Source organism: Ralstonia sp. GX3-BWBA, assembly GCF_003290055.1.
GTDB lineage: Bacteria > Pseudomonadota > Gammaproteobacteria > Burkholderiales > Burkholderiaceae > Ralstonia > Ralstonia holmesii.
The window spans coordinates 286,837-306,839 of sequence record NZ_QMKS01000004.1 but is presented as its reverse complement, the minus strand read 5'-3'; the positions used below and the strand labels follow the sequence as shown (position 1 = coordinate 306,839).

The window sequence follows — 20,003 nt, the reverse complement described above, 5'->3', positions numbered from 1 at the left end:
GATGTGGGATGCGTGCAATAACGATGGAGTGACAGCGGGGCGCGTGCAGCCGCATCAGATCCACGTCGTCTTGTAGTACTTGCGGATGTGTTCGCTCAGCCGGTAGCCGGTGGCACCGTCATCAGCGGCGTCAGCCGGTGGCGAGGCAGGGGCGGCAGGCGCTTGCACCAGATGGCTGGCCGTGGCGGCCGTGCCTGCGGCGGCAGCGGCCACGGCGGCGCCCATCAGGAAGCGGCGGCGCGTGGGGGCGGATTCAGCGGAATCCGCCTCTGGGCGGGCGTAAGGGACGGTGTTCGGACCTGGCATTTCGATGCTCCCCGGCTCGTTCAAACCGATGACCGAATGTAATAGGAATTTTTGAACACATTTTAGGAGTAACGGCATGGGAAAACCATGCCTAAAACCCCTCACCCCGGGATTTTCCTGACGATTTACCGATGAATTTTTTCAATGAGTGCAGTTTGAATCGGTCCGCCGTGACGCTGGCGGGGCGTGGCTCTTGGTCTTCCGCCTAATTTTTCGGCACGTGGACCATCGCCGTCACGCCAATTCCAGCGCGAGCCGCTCGACGTCGAAAAACGCTTTTGCCAATCCCGCCACGTCGGCATAAAACGCGGCGCGCGGATGCTGCAATACAGCATCACAAGCCGTATCGACCCACGGGGCCAGATGGCGCTGGAAAAAAACGCGCTGCTCTTCGATGCGGGCTACGGCAACATCGTCCCCGGCGATGAGGTAACGCATGACCTCGCACAGCGTAGCAAGGTGATCTTCGGTTTCCGTGACGCCCTCGGCACGCTCCAGGCCGTAGCGGCGCAGGTCGTCGCGCAGCACCACGAGCGGCTTTTCGTTCATGAAACCGGCTTGGTAATACGAGCCGTACAAGAACACTTCGGGCTTGCCGACGCCGATAAACAGTTCGGTGTATTCGTCGTCGGCCTGCCCTGCGGTGGTCTGGCCGGCGCGGGCGACAAGCTTTCGCCACGCCTGGGTAAGTGCGCTGCTGGCGGCGGCTTCCGCATCGGCCGGCGCGATATCGTCGTCGCCTACCGGGTCCAGCGGCGCGGCGGCAATGCGCTGCAGCAAATCGGCGTCTGCCGCATGGAAGAACAGCGTGGCCAGCAGGCCGTACAGGTCCGCACGGGCGAGATCCTCGGCGCTGTCGGCAGGGGTGGCGGCGGGCTGGAATTGCAGGGGCTGGGCGTCGGTCATGGGATCAGGAATCGGCTTCAATGCACGGTGTTCGGTGCGCGGTCTTCAGTGCGGGGCGCCGGGACGTTCGCCGTGCTGCATCATGTCGATCACGCGGCAGTCGCTGCACATCTTGAGGCGCTCGGCGGCGGCACCCGAAAACGCCGGGTGCGCGCCCAGCTTGGCCAGCATCGTCGTGACCATCTGCGCGGTGCCGAACGGCTTGTTGCAGCGGATGCAGTGGAATGGCTGGGCCTCGTTGAGTGTGACCGATTGGCGCGCTTCGGCCGACAGGTTCAGACGCGGCACAAGAGCGATGGCGCTTTCAGGGCACGTGGTTTCACACAGGCCGCATTGGACGCAGTTGCGCTCGATCATGGCCAGCACCGGGCGCTCGGCCTGGTCGCGCAGCGCCTGCGAAGGGCACGCGCCCACGCAAGCCATGCACAGCGTGCAGCTTTCGCGGTTCACGGTGATGGCGCCAAACGGTGCCCCGGCCGGCAGCGGGATGACGGCATCGGTGGCCTGGGCGTGGCGCGCAAGATGGTCGAGCGCAAAATCCAGCGTCTCGCGCTTGGCAGCGGCCACCGCAAAGGTGGCGGCCGGCATGTCACGGCGCAAGCCGCGCAGCGGGCCCGACACGTCAGCACAGCCCAAGCGCGTGTCGAGCGCAGCCGCATCCGCCACGTCGATCAGCACCACGCCCGCCTCATCCGCCGGTTCGCCCAGCCCCTGCAGCACGGCCTGCGCCACGGCAACCTGCTCAGCGAGCATCGCGCGGTACTGCGGTGCGTCGTCTTCCGTCAGCAGGATGGCGATGCGCGCGGCGCCGTAAGCCAACGCTGCGAACCACAGGTCCAATCCCGTCGATGCCGCATGGAAGACCTCGACCGGCAGCACATTCACCGGCACGCCCTGGGCCTTGTCGATACGCGCGGCCCGGCCCAGTTGCTCGATCAGCGTGCGGCCGCGCCCACCGTTATGCAGCAGAACCACGGCATCACGTCCACCTGCCGATGCATACGTGCTCAGCAGCGTCTTCAGCTTGCGCCCCTGGTAAGGCGCGCTGGGATAAGCATAGGTAATGGCGCCGGTCGGGCACGCGGTCGTACACGCGCCGCAGCCCACGCACAGATTGGGCGTGACGTGCACGCTGCCACGGCCGTCCTTCCACTGCGACGCAATGGCCGACGCAGAACACACCTGAACGCAAGCGTCGCAGCCCACTTGGCCGTTACGCCCGTGCGCGCAGATGGATTCCTTGTATTGGAAGAACTTGGGCTTCTCGAACTCGCCCACCATTTGCAGCAGTGCCAGCGATGCCGTCAGTTGGCGGCCCGCGTCTGCGCCCGCGTGGAAGTACCCCTGCGGCGGCTGGTGCTGCGCAAACGCCGGCGCATCGTTCAAATCGAAGATCAGGTCGAATTGGCCGGATAGCGCCTGCGGTGCATCCACACGGCTGAAATCGATGGCCATCGCATCGCCGCACGCTTTTACACACGCGCGATGGTCGCGGCATGCGTCCAGATCGATCTGGTAAAGCGCGTCGATGGCGCCTTCGGGGCAGACATCGATGCAGGCGTTGCAGCGGGTGCAGCGGTCCAGGTCGATCGGATTGCGGTTGCGCCACTTCACTTCGAACGTGCCAAGCCAGCCCTTCACCTCCTGCAGTTCGCCCGCGTGGACGGGCCAGCGGCGCTCCATCGACGGGACAAGCGGACCCTTTGCGCGGTCGCGTCCGGTGACGAGCACCGTCACGCTCAGTTGGTCGGCCAGCCGTTCCGCCCACGGCATCGCTCGCTCGGCAGGACCGACGATCAGTACGTGGCCGTCGGACCGGTAGTCGACCACGGGCACCGGGTCCGGCGCCGGCAACCCTGCCACGGCCAGCAGCGCCGCTGTCTTGGCACGGAAACCGCGCGCATCGCGCCTGGCCCCCGCCGACCACCCGCCCGTTTCGCGCACGTTGACGAAATGGATCGGCGCGGTCACGCCCTCGTGCTGCGCGGCCACTTCTGCAAACAGCGCCTTTTCCTGCGTGCAGGCGACGATGACGTCTTCCGAGCCATTCAGCGCCTGCGTGAACGCGCCGATCTCGCGGCGGCACAGCAGGTGGTGCGTCTTGCCCGGCGCGTCGATGGCGGCGGCGGACTCGCGCAGGGCGTCGCCCACCGCATCGGCATCGATCGGCATGGTGTGATTGCAACTGCAGAGCAGCGTCGGCATGGATTTGTGCGTGAGCGCCCACGTGCATGGCGCGGGCTGTGGGGACATGGCCGCACGGTCCTTGCCGCGCGGTCTTCTTTTTTTATTCTACGGACGGCGGCTTAGCACCGCCATGCGGGGTTGCCTGGGCGGGGTCGTCCGGGAAGGCCGATTCGGCATCGCCAGGTTCACGCGGCATCTCGCCGGTCACAGCGGGCGAAACATCCGATATCGGTTCGACTCCTGTCGGCGCAGCCGCCTCCTCTTCCAGCGGCTCGAACAATCGCAATCCCGCCGTATGGCGCAACTCGCGCAACATCTCAGGCGGGATCGGGTCGGGCTGCGAATAATCGTCGATGTAGGTGTCGAGCCCGTCCATCACATTGAAGTGCGGATCGGCGAAGAGCTTCTTGAGCGCGGCGCGCTTGACGGCTTCGTCCACCCCGCGCGCGACGAAGGGCGCGAAATCATCGGATGGCGTCAGCTTGGCGGCGTCTTCCAGCGTGAGCGGGGGCGGCGCCTCGGGCGAGGGCTCGGGCGGCGACACTTCGGGCACGACGACGGGCGCCGGCTCCGCGGGCGGGGCCGCTTCGGGTTCGGGTTCGCCCCGCCGCTCGGCGGCCTTGCGGCGCGACCAGCGCGAGAGGAAAGTTTCGTCGCTCACGGCAGCTTCGCTCAGAACTTCGCGCGGTCTTCCGGCGGCAGGAACGACTCCGGCCGGCGCCGCTTCTTCGGCTCAGGCCGGTAGTTTTCAGCCACGTACGCCTGCAGCCACTCCAGCGCCGCGGCGTCCAACGGCACGTTTTCGACCGTCTCGCCACCGTCGAGCCAGCGGCCGGCCTCGTTGTAGCTGAGCGAAACCGTATGCGGAATCGCCCGGCCTTCGTCAGCCGTGCCCGATTCACCCAGGCGCCACAGCACAAACCAGCAGGGCGCGGCGGAAGTCACGTTCAGGTAGTAGCCTTCGGCCTCGTCGCGAAACAGCGTGACGGAGAAGCCGGGCGTGAGCCAGCGCTCGTCGCCCTTCTCATCGTCGGCGCGATCCAGGCAGCGCGGTGCGGTGCCGTATTCACCCAGATCGGGCACAACAGCCTCCAGCCGCCACTGGAACGGCTGCCAGCGGTTGGCCGTCGGGCGGCGGCACAGCACCACCGCCACCCGTACGGACGGGCGCCCCGTCTGGCGATCGTTGGACAACGGCTCGCTGGCATCCATGATTTGCGCTCAGGTGTTCTGCACGACGATCGAGGGGAACTTGCTTGTCATGTCTTTCGCCTTCTCGGCCACGGCAATGGCGACGCGGCGTGCGATCTGCTTGTAGACGCCGGCAATGGCGCCGTCAGGATCGGCCACCACGGTCGGACGGCCCGAATCGGCCTGCTCGCGAATGGACAGATTCAGCGGCAGGCTGCCAAGGAACGGCACGTTGTACTGTTCGCACATCTTCTCGCCGCCGCCGGCGCCGAAAATGTGCTCGGTATGGCCGCAGTTCGGGCAGCAGTAGACCGCCATGTTCTCGACCACGCCGATGATGGGAATCCCCACCTTCTCGAACATCTTCAGGCCCTTCTTGGCGTCGAGCAGCGCGATGTCCTGCGGCGTGGTGACGATCACCGCGCCCGTCACCGGCACCTTCTGCGACAGCGTGAGCTGGATATCGCCCGTACCCGGCGGCATGTCGACGATGAGGTAATCCAGGTCGCGCCAGTTGGTCTGCTTGAGCAATTGTTCCAGCGCCGAGGTCACCATCGGGCCGCGCCAGACCATCGGGTTGTCCTGCTCGATCAGGAAACCGATGGAGTTGGCCTGCAGGCCGTGGCCCTCCATCGGCTCCATCGTCTTGCCGTCCGCCGACTCCGGCTGGCCCTGGATGCCCAGCATCATCGGCTGGCTCGGGCCGTAGATATCGGCGTCGAGAATACCGACGTTGGCGCCTTCCGCGGCCAGCGCCAGCGCCAGGTTCACGGCGGTGGTCGACTTGCCCACCCCGCCCTTGCCCGACGCCACGGCGATGATGTTTTTCACATTCGGCATGAGGTGCACACCACGCTGCACCGCGTGCGCGACGATCTTCATCGACACCTGCACGCTCACATTTTCGACACCTTGCACCTGGCGCAGCGCCCCGATCACCAGCTTGCGGATCGGCTCGAACTGGCTTTTGGCGGGGTAGCCGAGTTCCACGTCGAGCGACACCTCGCCGCCATCGACCCGGATGTTGCGCGCCGATTTGGACGACACGAGGTCGCGCTCGGTATTGGGATCCACCACGCCGCGCAGGGCTTCGGTGATCTGTTCGATGGTTACGCTCAACATTTGCTCCACAAATCTAATGCGAATGGGGGACGGGCCAACGGTGACGCGGCATGAACTTTGCGGCGCCCTGGCCACTCTATCTACTGTTTTGCTATTGTATTTTGCCGGCGCGTCGTTCGTCCGATTCCTCCCTCAATATCCCTCTGATGCGCCGGATATCGGCAAACTCACAAGAACCGATCCCGTTACCCGTAGGAGAAACCATGAAAGCCAAGCTTATTTCCGTCTCGCTCGTCGCCCTGCTGGCCGCCGGCTGCGCGACCGAACAGCAGAACCAGACCGCCATGGGCACCGGCGTTGGCGCGGCCGTGGGCGCTGGCATCGGCGCGCTGGTCGGCAACGGCAAGGGCGCCGCCATTGGCGGTGCGCTGGGCGCGGCAACCGGTGCAGCCGTCGGCTACAACTGGGGCGCCATCAAGTCCAAGCTGGCTGGCGATACGGCCGGCACCGGCACGCAAATTTCAGAGCAGCCCGACGGCTCGCTCAAGCTGAACATTCCGAGCCAGGTTTCATTCGACACCGACAGCGCGGTGATCAAGCCGTCGTTCCGCGGCCCGTTGGATAGCGTGGCACAAACGCTCACACAACATCCGGAACTGGCCGCCAATGTGGTCGGCCACACGGACAGCACCGGCAACCCGAACTACAACATGACGCTGTCGCAAAAGCGTGCGCAGAGCGTGGCGAGCTACCTGACTGACCGCGGCGTGGCCCGCAACCGTCTCTCGGCTGAAGGCCGCGGCCAGAACCAGCCCGTTGCCGACAACGCCACCGAGGCCGGCCGCGCGCAAAATCGCCGCGTGGAAATTTATTTGAAACCAATTCAGGGCTAACCCGGTCATAGAAAACAGGTGCCGCTTGCCACACGTTGCTGGCTCGCGATGCGTGGCTGACCTCCCGGGCGGTACCTGATTTCTCCTCCTTTTCCGTTGTGGAAAGCTGCGCCGGCTCTGACCGGCGCTTTTTTTTGGGTCACACCGTGCGCGGCATCGTGACGCATGGGCCAACCCCACGATCACACCCGCGATTCCGCAGATTCCTCTCTGACGGGCTCGACGCCGTCGGGCGCGCTAAAATATGCGTTTCTCCGCGCGCCGCGCCCTGTTCGCGGCCTGCCCGCACTTTTCTGGCTCGCTCATGTCCGAACGTCGCATCCTCGTCACTTCCGCCCTGCCCTACGCAAACGGACCGATTCACATCGGCCACTTGGTCGAGTACATCCAGACCGATATCTGGGTGCGTTTCCAACGCATGCGCGGGCATGAGACCTACTACGTGGGTGCCGACGACACACACGGCACGCCCGTCATGTTGCGCGCCGAGAAGGAAGGCCTGACCCCGCGCCAGCTCATCGAACGCGTCTGGACGGAACATAAACGCGACTTCGACAACTTCCTCGTCTCGTTCGACAACTACTACAGCACCGACTCCGACGAAAACAAGGAGCTGTGCCAGAGTGTCTACCTCAAGCTCAAGGAAGCCGGCCTGATCGACGTGCGCGAGGTCGAGCAGTTCTATGACCCGGTCAAGGAGATGTTCCTTCCGGACCGCTTCATCAAGGGCGAATGCCCCAAGTGCGGCGCGAAAGATCAGTACGGCGATTCATGCGAAGTGTGCGGTGCGACGTACCAGCCGACCGATCTGAAGAATCCGTATTCCGTGGTATCGGGCGCGACGCCGGTGCGCAAGTCGTCGGAGCACTACTTTTTCAAGCTGTCTGACCCGCGCTGCGAAAACTTCCTGCGTGAATGGGTGGCCGACCTAGCCCAGCCCGAAGCCACCAACAAGATGCGCGAATGGCTCGGCGACGAAGGCGAAGCCAAACTGTCGGACTGGGACATCTCGCGTGATGCGCCGTACTTCGGCTTCGAGATTCCGGGCGCGCCGGGCAAGTACTTCTATGTGTGGCTGGATGCGCCGGTTGGCTACTACGCCAGCTTCAAGAACCTGTGCGCCAAGCGCGGGCTCGATTTCGAATCCTGGATCGCCGAGCACTCGACGACCGAGCAGTACCACTTCATCGGCAAGGACATCCTGTATTTCCACACGCTGTTCTGGCCGGCGATGCTCAAGTTCTCGGGCCACCGCACGCCGACCAACGTGTTCGCCCACGGCTTCCTGACCGTGGACGGCGCCAAGATGAGCAAGTCCCGCGGCACGTTCATCACCGCTCAGAGCTACATCGACACCGGCCTGAATCCGGAATGGCTGCGCTACTACTTCGCCGCCAAGCTGAACGCGACGATGGAAGACCTGGACCTGAACCTGGACGATTTCATCGCCCGTGTGAACAGCGATCTGGTGGGCAAGTTCGTCAACATCGCCAGCCGCTCTGCGGGGTTCCTGGTCAAGCGCTTCGAAGGCCGCGTGAGCGACGCCGCGCTGGGCCACCCGCTGATGGTGCAACTGCGCGAAGCCGCCCCGCAAATCGCCGATCTGTATGAAAAGCGCGAGTACAGCAAGGCGCTGCGTGCCGTGATGGAGCTGGCCGACGCCGTCAATGCGTTCGTCGACACCGAAAAGCCGTGGGACCTCGCCAAGGACGAAGCCAACCGCGAAAAGCTGCATGCCGCGTGCTCGGTCGCGCTGGAAGCGTTCCGCCTGCTGGCCGTGTACCTCAAGCCGATTCTGCCGACAACGGTTGAGCGCATCGAAGCGTTCCTCAACGTTGAGCCGCTGACGTGGCGCTCGATCGATTCGCAACTGTCGTCGGCCAAGCCGATCCAGCCGTACTCGCATCTGATGACGCGCGTGGACAAGAAGCAGGTGGATGCGCTGGTGGAAGCGAATCGTCAGTCACTGCAGGCCACCGCAGAAGCACCGGCGGCAGCCGCCAACGGTGCCGCCGCCATCGAGCCGATGGCCGAGACCATCACCATCGACGACTTCGCCAAGATCGACTTGCGTGTGGCCAAGATCGTCGCCTGCCAGCGCGTGGAAGGATCGAACAAACTGCTGCAGCTCACGCTGGATGTCGGTGAAGGGCAGACGCGGAATGTGTTTTCTGGCATTCAGTCGGCGTATGCGCCGGAAGATCTCGTGGGCAAGCTGACCGTGATGGTTGCCAACCTCGCACCGCGCAAGATGAAGTTCGGAATGTCGGAAGGGATGGTGTTGGCGGCTTCGGCGGCTGATGAGAAGGCTCAGCCGGGGCTTTATATTCTTGAGCCGCATTCTGGGGCTGTGCCGGGGATGCGGGTGCGGTAATTGGATGCTTGGGGATGGGCCTTGGTGGTCCACTTCCCTTTCGTTCCCTGCCGGGGCTGACTCACTTTTATTTGTCTTGCCAAAGAAAGTGAGTCAGCCCCGGCAAGGGATGAAACCAGGGATGCACCACAAGAACATCCTCAGTGCGACGGCCGAAGGCCCAAACACCAATCAGCTACGCCCCATTCAACCGATCGTCACTCCGCGAAGTCGTCGTAACCCGCCCATCCGGCCCGAAGTGCACATTGAAGAAAGCCCGCTCGGTAGCACTTTCCATCCACCGATACCCCCAAACCTCTTCCTGTTTCAGCTTAAACACCTCAACCTTCCCCGGCTTGCCCAGCATCCGGCGGATGTCGTCTTTGGTCTGTCCCACCCGCACGCGCCCAAAATTTTCGGCAGTCAGCACCTGCTCGATCTTCTGCACGTGTCCGTCAGGCCCGATCGTCACCATCCAGGTTGAAGTCCCTTCTGGCCCGCGCGGATACTCAAGCTGCCGCGTGCCGCCTTCGCTCTCCCAGATCATCTCGGGCTGGCCGGCGGTGGCCCTGACGTCGTCTTCGGTCGATTGCCCCGCCACGATGCCCTTGAACAGCAGGTTATCCGGCTTGGCTGATTGCCATGCTCGCTTGGCGGCATCGCCCACGCGATCCACAGCCTGATCGACCTTCTGCTGATCACAGCCGAACAGCCCCAGCAATGAAGCCAGAACGCCCATGGTGACTCCCACTTGTGCGAGTTGACGAAGATGCGGCATGGAACTCCTCGTGCGAAGCATGTACCTGCTGCCATTCTGGCAGCCGGGCCAATTGATTACCAACGCTTGTTGAACAGGACCGACGCGCCGTTGATCGTGCCGCCGCGCGCCACCACCGACCACCGCCGCGAAAACTGCCACGTCAGTTTGACGATGGAATCGGCGGTCGACAGACTCTGCTCGTAGCCAACGGTGATGCGCTCAGAGATTGCCTTGCCCAGGCTCACCACCTGAGGATCGGTCAGGCCAGCGGTGGATGGCCCGATCGAAAACTCGTCGAGCCCGAAGCGCCGCGCCACGTTCTTGCCGGCCACGTTGCCCAGCAGGCCGAGTGCCGCGCCGGACATCGCCTGCTGCTGGCCCAGGCCAGCGTTTGATGCGCTGTAGCCGAACATCAGCCAGGAGAGCTTGTCTTCGTCTGGCACGTTGGGCTCGGAGACGAGCTTGACGCGCGGCTGGCGCACCGTGCCGGTCACCTGCACACCGGCTTCGACTTCCTGGTTACGCCGCATTGCGGTGATGTTGAACGATGGGTTGTTGACCGGCCCCACGAAGTTCAGCACGCCCCGCTCGATGGCCAGCTTACGGCCGAACGCTTCGTACGTGCTGCCCTCGCGCACGTAGATCGTGCCGGTGCCGCGCAGGGGCACGAGCGGTTCGCTGTGCACGTGCATCTGGCCGCCAAGTGACAGGTCTGCACCCGCACCCTTGAAGCGGAAGTTGTCGCCAAAATCGACATCGACATCCACCACCGGGCTGAAGCGGCCAGCCGGCTTCTCTTCCCGCTTGACGCCGCGTTCGGCCTGGTTGCGTGCGGCATCGGCACGACGGACGATGACCACGTCGTCGCCGAGCGACGGCGCGCCGTCCTTGGGCAAATCGAACAGGCCGCGGTCGACCTTGAACTTGCCGGTGATGGCCACGCGGTCGTTGTCGTTGGCGATGCGCGCCTGGCCCGACAGCACCAGCGTCCGGTCCGGATCGGCAAAGAGTTGCAGCTTGTCGGCAACGATGGACCCTGCCAGGTTCGGATTCGCCTCGCCAAGCTGCACGCGGCCCTGCGCCCGCACGGTGCCGTCTCCGCCATGGAACACCACCTCCTGCAGGTCGACCACGTTCTGATCGAGCGCCACGCGCACCACGCCCTTGGTCAGGCGGATGCCCTGGTCGTACAGCGCCACGTCAACGTCCTGGCCCGTCAGGAAGCCGCTCACCTTGGGCGCGCCCACCGTACCGGCAAATGTCAGGCTGGCTGCAAGCTGCCCGTCCGTTGCGACATCCGGCCCAAGCAAGTCACCGATGCTCTTGAGATGCGGCAGGCTGATCGTCAAACCGCCGGAAAGTGGGGACGTGGGCGCCATGAGCGCCAAGGTGCCCGGTCCGGGATCACGCACAAGCCCGACACCCGCATCGAGGTAAACATTGCCGACGCGCGTTGACTGCACATTCCCGCGCAGCCCGAGGCGCATGCCTTCGCCGCGCGCTTCCACGGTCGCTTCGGTCAGGCCCAGTGGCGTGAAACCACGGCCGGCGTTGATCGACAGATCGCCGCTGCGCCGGGCGATGCGCGCCGTGCCGGTGGCCGTGCTGCCGAGGTCCAGATCCCATTGGCCATCGACGACGAGATCCGTGCGCACCGGCGGTGCCTGGCCCGTCCAGGTGCGCACAAGCTCCAGCACCCGCGCAATCTGTAAACCATCGACGCGGCCGGCGCTGCGCACGTGACCCTGGGTCGATTCGACACGCTCGATGTGGATGGGGGTCTGGTCCAGTGTCAGGTCTGCACGACCCATCATCAGGCGGCCCGGTGCCACCGACAGCTTCACCGGCGCCGTGAGCTGCAGGTTGGGCGCGCCCTGCGCCGACAGCGTGGAGATCGTGCCGTCCCAACCATCGCCGTCCTTGCCGGGTGTCAGCGCACCGTCGCCTGCCAGCGCGAACTTGAACGGCTGGTTGCGCACGTTGCCGTCGGCATCGGCGCGGAAGCGGTGGGCGCGTCGCGTGCCGTCCAGCGTGGCATGCACTTCCCGCAATGACAGGCTCGGGCCCGTCACGCGCTGCGCGGTCAGCTCGAACAGCAATGGCCCGTCGATCCCGTCGCGGATCTGCGCACGACCGTTGGCGGTGTCGATCTTGTTTCCTTGATAGGCAAGCTGATTGGCGCGGAACGTGGCGTCCACCTGCGGGCGCTTGATCGTGCCAGAGACATCGCCGGACAAGGTGAGCGCCCCACTCACCCCAAGCTGCAGGCGTGCGAGCTGCGGCGCATCGACTTCGACATGCATGCGGTCACCCGCCCCGCCAAAGCTGCCCCGCAGGCTGGCCTTGTTACCGGCCACGTCGAGCCTGGCCTCGCTGGGCAGCAGGCGTTCGCCGCGCACGTGGACGTTGCCGTCGCCGGTCATCGGCAAGCCGGCGTAATCGCTATCGCGCACGGCAAACTTGACGGCGGCGTCAATTGGCTCGCCCAGCGTGCCGCGCGCGTCGAACTCGGCATTGATGCGGCCCTTGGCCACCTTGGCCAGCCGCGACGGATCGAACTCCGCCAGATTGCCCTTGAAGGCGAACGACTGCGCATCGTCGTGCTTGAGCGTACCCGCCAGCGTCAGCCGCGAGCGCCCCAGCGACACCTGGGCGCTCTCCACCGCGACCTGCGCCGCATCCAGCACGGCTTTCGCTTGCGCGCGCATGTCGCCGCCCGTCAGATCGAGCGCCACACGCTGCGTGCCTCCCGAAAAATCCACGGTGATGGGGCCAGCGAGTTTCGTCCTCTCCAGCGATGCGTGCAGCGCCTGCAGATCGAGCTGGCGCACATCCACGCGCAGTGCGCCATGCCCCTTCCGCACATCTGCGCCGCCCGTGAGCACCGCGCCGCCCAGCAGACGCACATCCAGCCCGGTGAGTTGCTGATCGCTTTCGTTCAGACGCACCTGTGCACGCAGCGATTGCAGCGGCAGCTTCTGTTTGTCGAGCGTGCCGGGCTGCGCGTTGTCGATCTGGATGGGGCCGGCCACCGTCAGCGTCTTGGCCTTCTCGTCGGGGCGCAGATCGGCGTGAATCGACAGTGATGCTTCCGGCGCGCCCGGCGCAAACGCACGCGGATTCACGTGCTCCGCCGACACGACTGCGCGCGACAGAGGCAACGCGCCGAACGGCGTGGCGTCAATCAGCGCCTGCGCGGTCAGCTTGGCGCCGGTGCCGGTCGCCTCGATATGCAGCGCCTCCAGCGAGCCCGACAGTTGCGCCGACACCGACGCGTCCTGCTTCTGCCCGTTCACCTCGAACTGCGTGGCCAGCGTGGCAGCCCCGGTGAGTGGATACGGGCGCGTACCGGTCATGCGCAGCGTGGCCGCGAGCTTGCCGGCGGGCGTCTCCATACCGTCGAGGAGCACGTTGTGATGCGTGCCGTCGGTATGCAGGCTGCCGGCAATCGACTTCAGTTCGGTGGTCGACGTGCCCTGCCGGATGGCGAGGCGATCGACTGCGAGGCGATCCACATCCAGCGCCAGCGGCAGCACCAGCGAATTGGGCGGACCACTCGGCGGTGTGGGCGGCGTCGGATGCAGGATCACCTCGACATTGCCGGCACGCAGATACGCGAAGTGCGCATGCCACGGGCCACGTGTGATGGCCCAGCGGCCTTCCACATGGTCGATGCGCACTTCCGTGCTGCCCGCGCGGACGTGCAGATCGCGCAGTGACACGCCCTCGCGCACCGTGCCGCCCTCCAGCTTGCCCGACACATACGCGCTGCCAAAGCGCGTAGCGAGCGACCACAACTGCGCCGTGCCCGATTGCGAATGGATGGCCCAAACCAGCCACCCGGCGAGCACCAGCACGATCACCAGCAGAAGGGCGATGAAGGCGCCGAGCCAGCGCAGCATGCGGCGGCCCCAGCCGCGCTTTGGACGCTCGGGGCGTGATGCTTCGGGTTGCTTGGGTTCAGGCGTTTGCGGATCGGTCATCGTCATATTCAGAACGCGATGCCCAGCGACACGCTCGGCCGGAACTGCTTCTGCTGGATGCCGTAGGCCATGTCGAGCTGGATCGGCCCCACCGGGCTCTTCCAGCGCACGCCGACACCCACACCGTTGAACCAGCGACGCTCCGACCAGTTGTCGGTTGCCGTACCGGTATCCCAGAACACAGCGGCGCCCCATTGCGGCAGAAACCAGCGTTGATACTCCAGCCCGCCGGTAACGAGGAACTTGGCCGGCAGCGTGCTGCCGTTGACGTCGTTACCGATGCTTTGGAAGTCGTAACCGCGCACCGACTGCGTGCCGCCCGTGCGGAAGCGCAGCGTGGCCGGCACGCCATCGCCCGAACCGGACGTGATGACCGCACCCAACTCACCGCGCGCAACGAAGATGTCGCGCTGCCCCACCGGCACGAACTGGCGGATACGGCTGTACGACCGCACGAACGATTGGTCCGTCAGCACGCCTTTCACTGCCGCGCCAATCTGCGTGGTGATGATGTTGCCCCGGCGCGGGAACAGCGGGTCGTCCACGTCGCGGCGCGTCCACGCGAAACCCGGGACGAGCGCCTTGCTCAACTGCCGCTCGGCGCCATCGGGCCGCAGATCGTCGTAGTAGAAATCAACGGTGAACGACGTCTCATAGATGCCGCGTACACGCGTCTGCTTGAAGCCGGAACGGTAGCTGCGGGTATCGGTGCCCGAAGTATCGGTGCGGTCCATGCTGGTGTAGAAGCTATTGACGTATTGCTTGTCGTCGGGCGGCACCGTCACGCCGGCAAACAGATACTGGCGGCGCTGTTCGATGCGGGCTTGCGTGTCGAGCACCCATGCCTTGCTGAACAGGTTCAGATATTGGTAGCGCCCTTCCACCGAGGCGCCCGTATCCGTGCCGTAACCCACACCGCTGGTGATGCGGTTGGGCGGGTACTCCCGCACGCGCACGCGCACCGGCGCGTTGACCGGGTTCTTCGGATCGTCGCCCAAGTCAACGATGGCATTGGAGAAATACGGCTGCCCCTGGATGGCAGCCTGCAGCGATTGCAGCCGATCGGCGGAGTAATCCTCACCCACGCGCAGCGGGTTGACGTGGTTGATGATGCTGAGCGGATAACGCGACAAGCCCTGCACCTCCAGCGGCCCCAGCGTGTAAGCCGGACCGCTGTCATAGCCCACCGACAGGTCTGCCTTGCTTTCGTCCGGATCGACACGCGCCTGCGACGACGTCTGCTTGGCCGCGTAATAACGTTTGCTCTGTAGCGCCGCCAGACTGTCGTCCTTGGCCTTGTCCCAGCCCGACTGGCGGAAGGCCATGCCGTGCTGCAGGCTCCACGACTTTCTCAATTCGTCGATGCGCTTGGCGTCTTGCGTGATGGCCCCGGTAAAGTCGAGCCCCACGGTGTCGATGGTGGTACGCGGGCCGGGCTCGACCTTCACGCTGACTACGCGGTGGTCTGGCGGGCCGTCCAGCTTCGCGGTTGCCTTCGGCACGAAATAGCCTTCGGTCGCCGTCAGCTTGGTGACCTGGTCGCCAATGGTCTCGACCATGTACTGGAGCTGGTCGTCGGTGATGTCCTTGCGGTCTTTGTAACGCGACAGGTCCAAATGACGCTCAAGCAAGTCGCGAATGGACTTCGGCGCATCGATCTTGACGTCGTATTCAGCGTGCGCCGGGGCGCAGGCGAGGGACAGCACAAAGCCGGCCGCCAGCGCGGCGGCGGGCAAACCCAGGAAACGGAAGCGTGGTGGTCGTGACGGTCGCGATGGTCGATTGGAGCCGGTCATCGTGGCAAGCGTAGTGCCGCCCCACGGGCAGGCTGAATCGAAGGAAAGGCGTATTTGACCATACCGGGCCCGGCGGGTGCCCTGGCAAATGCAACGAATGCGGCCTCCCGGATCGGCCGACAGGGTTTCGCACGTGCCGTGCCCAAGGCCGTTACGACGGCCAATACGGTAAAATGCGCCGGTTTTCCGCCCGGGACCTTTCCGTGCGGGCAAGATCACCCAACATCACATACCGCCATGGCCCTGTACAAGTCCGAGATCACCCAGTTCCTGGAAGAACTCAAGACCCAGAAGCCCGACCTGGAAGCGCAGCAGCGCCAAGGCCGGTCCCTGCTGTGGGACAAGGACCCGATCGACCTGGAAGAGCGCGCCCGTGCCAAGTCCGCCCGCGTGCCGCAAAAGCCGTACGTCTACTCGCTGGACTGATCGGCCAACCGGCCCTCGGCCCGCCTGGCTCACCGCCGCATGACCACTTCCGCGCAGGACAAGCTGCCACTGCCCGTCGAGCTGCCCAGCGTGGCGCCCGATCAGGATTCCACGCCCGCGCAAGTCGACGGCCTCGCCTTTGCGCGGCTCTACGGCGAGCCCCTGTTCAAGCTCCCGCAGGATCTCTACATCCCGCCCGATGCGCTCGAGGTCTTTCTCGAAGCGTTTGAGGGGCCGCTGGACTTGCTGCTGTACCTGATCCGCCGCCAGAACTTCAATGTGCTGGACATTCCGCTGGCGCAAGTCACGCGGCAGTATCTGGCGTATATCGAGCAGATCCGCACGACCAATCTTGAGCTGGCTGCTGAATATCTGCTGATGGCGGCCATGCTCATCGAGATCAAGTCGCGCATGCTGCTGCCGGTCAAGAAGAGCGACGAAGGCGCTGAGCCCGAAGACCCGCGCGCCGAACTGGTGCGCCGCCTGCTCGAGTACGAGCAGATGAAGCTCGCCGCGCAGAAGCTCGACACCGTGCCGCAACTTGGCCGCGATTTCCTGCGCGCGCAGGTCTATATCGAGCAGAGCCTCGCGCCGCGCTATCCCGACGTCAATTCCGACGACCTGCGTGTCGCCTGGGCCGACGTGCTGCGCCGGGCCAAGCTCACCCAGCACCACAAGATCTCGCGCGAAGAGCTGTCCGTGCGCGAGCACATGAGCCAGATCCTGCGCCGCCTGCAGCACGCGCGGTTCATGGAGTTCACCGAGCTGTTTGAAGAAGCGATCCAGTCCGGCAAGGGCGCACCCATCGTGGTCGTCAACTTTGTCGCCATGCTCGAGCTTTCGCGCGAATCGCTGCTCGAAATCACGCAGGCCGAACCATACGCACCCATTTACGTGCGCCTCGCCTATTCTCCGACGTAATTCGTCCGACCTGACCCGGGCCGCATCACACAACAATTATGAAAGTCATCTCGTCGATCCAGGAACTGCGCGACCAGTTGCGCGGCCAGAACCGCGTCGCCTTCGTGCCGACCATGGGCAACCTGCATGAGGGCCACCTGAGCCTGATGCGCCTGGCGCGCCAGCACGGCGACCCGGTGGTGGCGTCCATTTTTGTGAACCGGCTGCAATTCGGTCCGAACGAAGATTTCGACAAATACCCGCGCACGCTGCAGGACGACATCGAGAAACTGCAGAAGGAAGGCGTGTACGTGCTGTTTGCGCCCACCGAGCGCGACATGTATCCCGAGCCGCAGGAATACCGTGTCGACCCGCCGCACGACCTGGGCGACACGCTGGAAGGCGAATTCCGCCCCGGCTTCTTCAAGGGTGTCTGCACGGTGGTGATGAAGCTGTTCTGCTGCGTGCAACCGCGCGTGGCCGTGTTCGGCAAGAAGGACTACCAGCAGTTGATGATCGTACGCCGCATGGCGAATCAGTTTGCGCTGCCGGTGGACATCATCCCTGCCGAAACGGTGCGCGCGGATGACGGTCTGGCGCTGTCGTCACGCAACGTCTACCTGACCAACGAAGAGCGCGCCGAAGCGCCCGAGTTGTACCGCACGCTGCACCAAGTGCGTCAGGACGTGCTGGAAACCGTGCTGCAAGGCCAGGCCTCGCACGAAGAGGTGACCACCAAGGCGATGGAATATCTGCGTGGCCGCGGCTGGCAACCCGACTACGTGGCCGTGCGCCGCCGTTCGGACCTGCAGAAACCGACGCCCGAGAACATCGCGGCAGGCGAGCCGCTGGTCGTGCTGACCGCTGCCAAGCTCGGCAAGACGCGCCTGATCGACAACCTCGAAATCTGAGCGACGCAGCCTCATCGCACAAAAAAGCCCGGCAATGCCGGGCTTTTTTCATGCCGCCGCCGACGTGTCGGCAACGCTCGCCTGCGTAGGCGGCTCCCCCAGCCAGTCGAGAATGCCGCTCCACTGCTCCACGTCCTTGGCCACCCGCGAGGGCGCCACGTCCCACAGTGTCAAGCCGTGCGCCGCCAATTGCACGTAATTCTGGGTATCGCGCAGGTAACCCAGGATCGGCACCTCCAGCCCCTGCACGAAACGCTGGAGCTGTTCAGCAGCACGCGTGCGCATATCGACGCGCATGCCGACGACGCCCAGCTTGACCTCGCCATGGCGCACCGGTTTTTCATCGGCCAACTTGCGCAGGAAGGTCTGCGTGGCAAGGATGTCGAACATGGAAGGCTGCAGCGGCACGATCACGTAGCCAGACATCTTGACGAGATCCCCCAACCGCCAGCCATGGAGGCCCGCCGGCGTATCGAGCACCACGTGGGTCGTACCCTTGGGCGGCTTGGCGATGTGGTCAGCGTTGATTTCCCACGTGCGAATGGGCTTGGCGGTTTCCGGGCGCAAGGCAAGCCACTCGCGTGAGGACTGCTGGCGATCGGTGTCGCCCAACATCACGGCGTGATCCCGCGCCGCAAAGTAGCCCGCCAGATTGGTGGCCAGCGTACTTTTGCCCACTCCGCCCTTCGGATTCGCTACAACGGCCACCGGCATGCCTGCCTCCTTGTACACATCGTGCGCTCGTCGAATCATGTGCCGAGTTAGTCACCCAGCGGATCTGCCCATCCGGTAATTATGGCTCAGCCTGCACGTGGCAGCGTTCGGAAGAGCGCGGCGAGATCCAGATGCGCTTCGCACGTGTCGGCAAGACGTTCGAGCGATGCCTCACGCAATGCGGCGTAATCCTGCGCCTGCGCATCCCGCACGCCGGCCCAGGCAAGCAACGCTCGGCACGCCTCGGGCGCGTCAAACAAGCCGTGCAGGTAAGTCGCGAGGATTTGCCCGTCGGCGGAGATCGCGCCATCTGCGCGACCATCGTCGAGTTGCACGGCGGGGCGCGCGAGCGCCGCGCCTTCGGTCACGCCCATGTGGATTTCGTAGCCGGCGATGGCCGCACCGCTTTCCGTCAGGATGCCGCGCACCTGACGCAACTGCTTGGCAGCCTCCAGCGTCGTCTCGAAATCGAGATAGCCGAAACCCTCGACGCTGCCTGCTGCGCCTTCCAGCCCGTGCGGATCACGCAAGCGCCGCCCGAGCATCTGCATGCCGCCGCAGATGCCGATCAGCTTGCCGCCATAGCGCAGATGCCGCGCGATGGCCGCTTCCCAGCCATTGGCACGCAGCCAGGCAAGATCGGCCTGCACGCTCTTGCTGCCGGGCAGGATGATGAGGTCGGCCGGCGGAATTGGCTGGCCGGGGCCGACCAGACGGACATCCACCTGCGGGTGCGCGCGCAGCGCGTCGAAATCGGTGTGGTTGGACACACGCGGCAACACCGGAATGACGACGCGCAGTGCATCGGCCGAGGCTGCGCGCTGCACGGTCTGCACCGCGTCTTCTGCGTCGAGGTGCAGACCATGCAGATACGGCAGCACACCAAGCACCGGCTTGCCCGTCTGCGCGGTCAGCCAGTCGAGCCCGGGCCTTAGCAGAGAAACATCGCCGCGAAACCGGTTGATGATGAAGCCGCCCACGCGCGCGCGTTCGCTGTCAGACAAGCACGCGAGCGTGCCGACAAGGTGCGCGAACACGCCCCCGCGATCGATGTCGGCGACGAGCACAACGGGGCAATCGACGGCTTCGGCAAAACCCATGTTGGCGATATCGCGATCGCGCAGGTTGACTTCCGCCGGGCTGCCGGCGCCCTCCACGAGCACGAGGTCGTAGTGCGCGCGCAGACGCGTGTGCGATTCAAGCACGGCAGCCATGGCGGTGGGTTTGTAGTCGTGATACGCGCGTGCGTCGAGGTCACAGCGCGGCTGACCGTGGATGATGACCTGCGCGCCGGTGTCGCTGTTGGGCTTGAGCAGCACGGGGTTCATGTCGACCGTGGGGGCGACGCCCGCCGCCTGCGCCTGCAACGCCTGGGCGCGGCCGATCTCGCCACCGTCTGCGGTGACGGCGCTATTGAGCGCCATGTTCTGCGGCTTGAACGGCACCACGCGCACACCGGCGCGACGCGCAACGCGGCACAGGCCGGCGACCAGCGTGCTCTTGCCAGCGTCGGACGTGGTGCCCTGGATCATCAGCGTGCCCCGAAGCGTGTCCGCCGGCACAGGAAAGGGAGCTTTCGACATGCGCGGATTATCGCACCCACCTTGTTGCGCTT

At 65.0% G+C, this 20,003-nt stretch carries 16 protein-coding genes; 5 read left to right on the top strand and 11 right to left on the bottom strand.

The genetic code is table 11. The features are described 5' to 3' along the window. Positions 1 to 54: 54 nt before the first annotated feature. From DOD19_RS03220 to apbC, 6 genes are all read right to left on the bottom strand, one after another. Entirely contained in the window at positions 55 to 306 is a 252-nt protein-coding gene (locus DOD19_RS03220; RefSeq protein WP_112183962.1) for a ubiquinol-cytochrome c reductase iron-sulfur subunit N-terminal domain-containing protein, read from the bottom strand. Positions 307 to 540: 234 nt separating this feature from the next. Further along, on the bottom strand, positions 541 to 1,212 hold the full coding sequence (locus tag DOD19_RS03215) for a molecular chaperone (protein ID WP_112184319.1): 672 nt from the start codon (positions 1,210 to 1,212) through the stop codon (positions 541 to 543). A gap of 45 nt (positions 1,213 to 1,257) precedes the next feature. Beyond that, the gene (locus DOD19_RS03210; RefSeq protein WP_112183960.1) at positions 1,258 to 3,417 is read right to left on the bottom strand and encodes a 4Fe-4S binding protein; all 2,160 of its coding nucleotides are present in this window, start codon (positions 3,415 to 3,417) and stop codon (positions 1,258 to 1,260) included. 82 nt (positions 3,418 to 3,499) lie between these two features. Then, entirely contained in the window at positions 3,500 to 4,060 is a 561-nt protein-coding gene (locus tag DOD19_RS03205) for a DUF3306 domain-containing protein (RefSeq protein ID WP_112183958.1), read from the bottom strand. An 11-nt stretch (positions 4,061 to 4,071) separates the two neighbouring features. Continuing rightward, the gene (locus tag DOD19_RS03200; RefSeq protein ID WP_112183956.1) at positions 4,072 to 4,611 is read right to left on the bottom strand and encodes a DUF3305 domain-containing protein; all 540 of its coding nucleotides are present in this window, start codon (positions 4,609 to 4,611) and stop codon (positions 4,072 to 4,074) included. Positions 4,612 to 4,620: 9 nt separating this feature from the next. Continuing rightward, positions 4,621 to 5,709, bottom strand: coding sequence for an iron-sulfur cluster carrier protein ApbC (apbC, locus tag DOD19_RS03195; RefSeq protein WP_024975043.1), 1,089 nt, complete (start codon positions 5,707 to 5,709; stop codon positions 4,621 to 4,623). A 206-nt stretch (positions 5,710 to 5,915) separates the two neighbouring features. On the opposite strand from apbC, the gene DOD19_RS03190 reads away from it, so the two are divergent. Continuing rightward, on the top strand, positions 5,916 to 6,545 hold the full coding sequence (locus DOD19_RS03190; RefSeq protein ID WP_024975042.1) for an OmpA family protein: 630 nt from the start codon (positions 5,916 to 5,918) through the stop codon (positions 6,543 to 6,545). Between the two features lie 304 nt (positions 6,546 to 6,849). Then, on the top strand, positions 6,850 to 8,919 hold the full coding sequence (gene metG, locus DOD19_RS03185) for a methionine--tRNA ligase (protein ID WP_112184317.1): 2,070 nt from the start codon (positions 6,850 to 6,852) through the stop codon (positions 8,917 to 8,919). 175 nt (positions 8,920 to 9,094) lie between these two features. Here metG and DOD19_RS03180 read toward each other — a convergent pair whose 3' ends face one another. From DOD19_RS03180 to DOD19_RS03170, 3 genes are all read right to left on the bottom strand, one after another. Continuing rightward, the gene (locus tag DOD19_RS03180; RefSeq protein WP_024975040.1) at positions 9,095 to 9,637 is read right to left on the bottom strand and encodes a hypothetical protein; all 543 of its coding nucleotides are present in this window, start codon (positions 9,635 to 9,637) and stop codon (positions 9,095 to 9,097) included. A gap of 95 nt (positions 9,638 to 9,732) precedes the next feature. Further along, positions 9,733 to 13,647, bottom strand: a complete 3,915-nt coding sequence (locus tag DOD19_RS03175; protein ID WP_112183954.1) for a translocation/assembly module TamB domain-containing protein — start codon at positions 13,645 to 13,647, stop codon at positions 9,733 to 9,735. A 2-nt stretch (positions 13,648 to 13,649) separates the two neighbouring features. Then, the gene (locus tag DOD19_RS03170; RefSeq protein WP_024975038.1) at positions 13,650 to 15,437 is read right to left on the bottom strand and encodes an autotransporter assembly complex family protein; all 1,788 of its coding nucleotides are present in this window, start codon (positions 15,435 to 15,437) and stop codon (positions 13,650 to 13,652) included. A 237-nt stretch (positions 15,438 to 15,674) separates the two neighbouring features. Between DOD19_RS03170 and DOD19_RS03165 the strand changes: the two genes are divergently transcribed. Genes DOD19_RS03165 through panC form a run of 3 tightly spaced genes read left to right on the top strand, consistent with a single transcriptional unit; the run spans position 15,675 to position 17,674 of the window. Further along, positions 15,675 to 15,863: a DUF3460 family protein gene (locus tag DOD19_RS03165; RefSeq protein WP_024975037.1), complete on the top strand. Its 189-nt coding sequence runs from the start codon at positions 15,675 to 15,677 to the stop codon at positions 15,861 to 15,863. Positions 15,864 to 15,902: 39 nt separating this feature from the next. After that, complete coding sequence (locus DOD19_RS03160; protein WP_024975036.1) at positions 15,903 to 16,784, top strand: ScpA family protein; 882 nt, start codon at positions 15,903 to 15,905, stop codon at positions 16,782 to 16,784. A 38-nt stretch (positions 16,785 to 16,822) separates the two neighbouring features. After that, positions 16,823 to 17,674 (top strand): pantoate--beta-alanine ligase, encoded by an 852-nt coding sequence (panC, locus tag DOD19_RS03155; RefSeq protein WP_024975035.1) that lies wholly within the window; start codon positions 16,823 to 16,825, stop codon positions 17,672 to 17,674. A 48-nt stretch (positions 17,675 to 17,722) separates the two neighbouring features. Here panC and DOD19_RS03150 read toward each other — a convergent pair whose 3' ends face one another. Next, positions 17,723 to 18,388, bottom strand: coding sequence for a ParA family protein (locus tag DOD19_RS03150; RefSeq protein ID WP_112183951.1), 666 nt, complete (start codon positions 18,386 to 18,388; stop codon positions 17,723 to 17,725). Positions 18,389 to 18,474: 86 nt separating this feature from the next. Then, complete coding sequence (locus DOD19_RS03145; protein ID WP_112183949.1) at positions 18,475 to 19,971, bottom strand: cobyric acid synthase; 1,497 nt, start codon at positions 19,969 to 19,971, stop codon at positions 18,475 to 18,477. Between the last annotated feature and the right edge of the window lie 32 nt (positions 19,972 to 20,003).

Bases quoted from the DNA above. Each gene is read 5' to 3' on its own strand.
- DOD19_RS03210 (WP_112183960.1), bottom strand. From the start codon at position 3,417: ATGCCGACGCTGCTCTGCAGTTGCAATCACACCATGCCGATCGATGCC.
- DOD19_RS03165 (WP_024975037.1), top strand. From the start codon at position 15,675: ATGGCCCTGTACAAGTCCGAGATCACCCAGTTCCTGGAAGAACTCAAG.
- DOD19_RS03170 (WP_024975038.1), bottom strand. From the start codon at position 15,437: ATGACCGGCTCCAATCGACCATCGCGACCGTCACGACCACCACGCTTC.
- DOD19_RS03150 (WP_112183951.1), bottom strand. From the start codon at position 18,388: ATGCCGGTGGCCGTTGTAGCGAATCCGAAGGGCGGAGTGGGCAAAAGT.
- panC (WP_024975035.1), top strand. From the start codon at position 16,823: ATGAAAGTCATCTCGTCGATCCAGGAACTGCGCGACCAGTTGCGCGGC.
- DOD19_RS03175 (WP_112183954.1), bottom strand. From the start codon at position 13,647: ATGACGATGACCGATCCGCAAACGCCTGAACCCAAGCAACCCGAAGCA.
- DOD19_RS03180 (WP_024975040.1), bottom strand. From the start codon at position 9,637: ATGGGCGTTCTGGCTTCATTGCTGGGGCTGTTCGGCTGTGATCAGCAG.
- metG (WP_112184317.1), top strand. From the start codon at position 6,850: ATGTCCGAACGTCGCATCCTCGTCACTTCCGCCCTGCCCTACGCAAAC.
- DOD19_RS03145 (WP_112183949.1), bottom strand. From the start codon at position 19,971: ATGTCGAAAGCTCCCTTTCCTGTGCCGGCGGACACGCTTCGGGGCACG.
- DOD19_RS03160 (WP_024975036.1), top strand. From the start codon at position 15,903: ATGACCACTTCCGCGCAGGACAAGCTGCCACTGCCCGTCGAGCTGCCC.
- DOD19_RS03215 (WP_112184319.1), bottom strand. From the start codon at position 1,212: ATGACCGACGCCCAGCCCCTGCAATTCCAGCCCGCCGCCACCCCTGCC.
- DOD19_RS03190 (WP_024975042.1), top strand. From the start codon at position 5,916: ATGAAAGCCAAGCTTATTTCCGTCTCGCTCGTCGCCCTGCTGGCCGCC.
- DOD19_RS03220 (WP_112183962.1), bottom strand. From the start codon at position 306: ATGCCAGGTCCGAACACCGTCCCTTACGCCCGCCCAGAGGCGGATTCC.
- DOD19_RS03200 (WP_112183956.1), bottom strand. From the start codon at position 4,611: ATGGATGCCAGCGAGCCGTTGTCCAACGATCGCCAGACGGGGCGCCCG.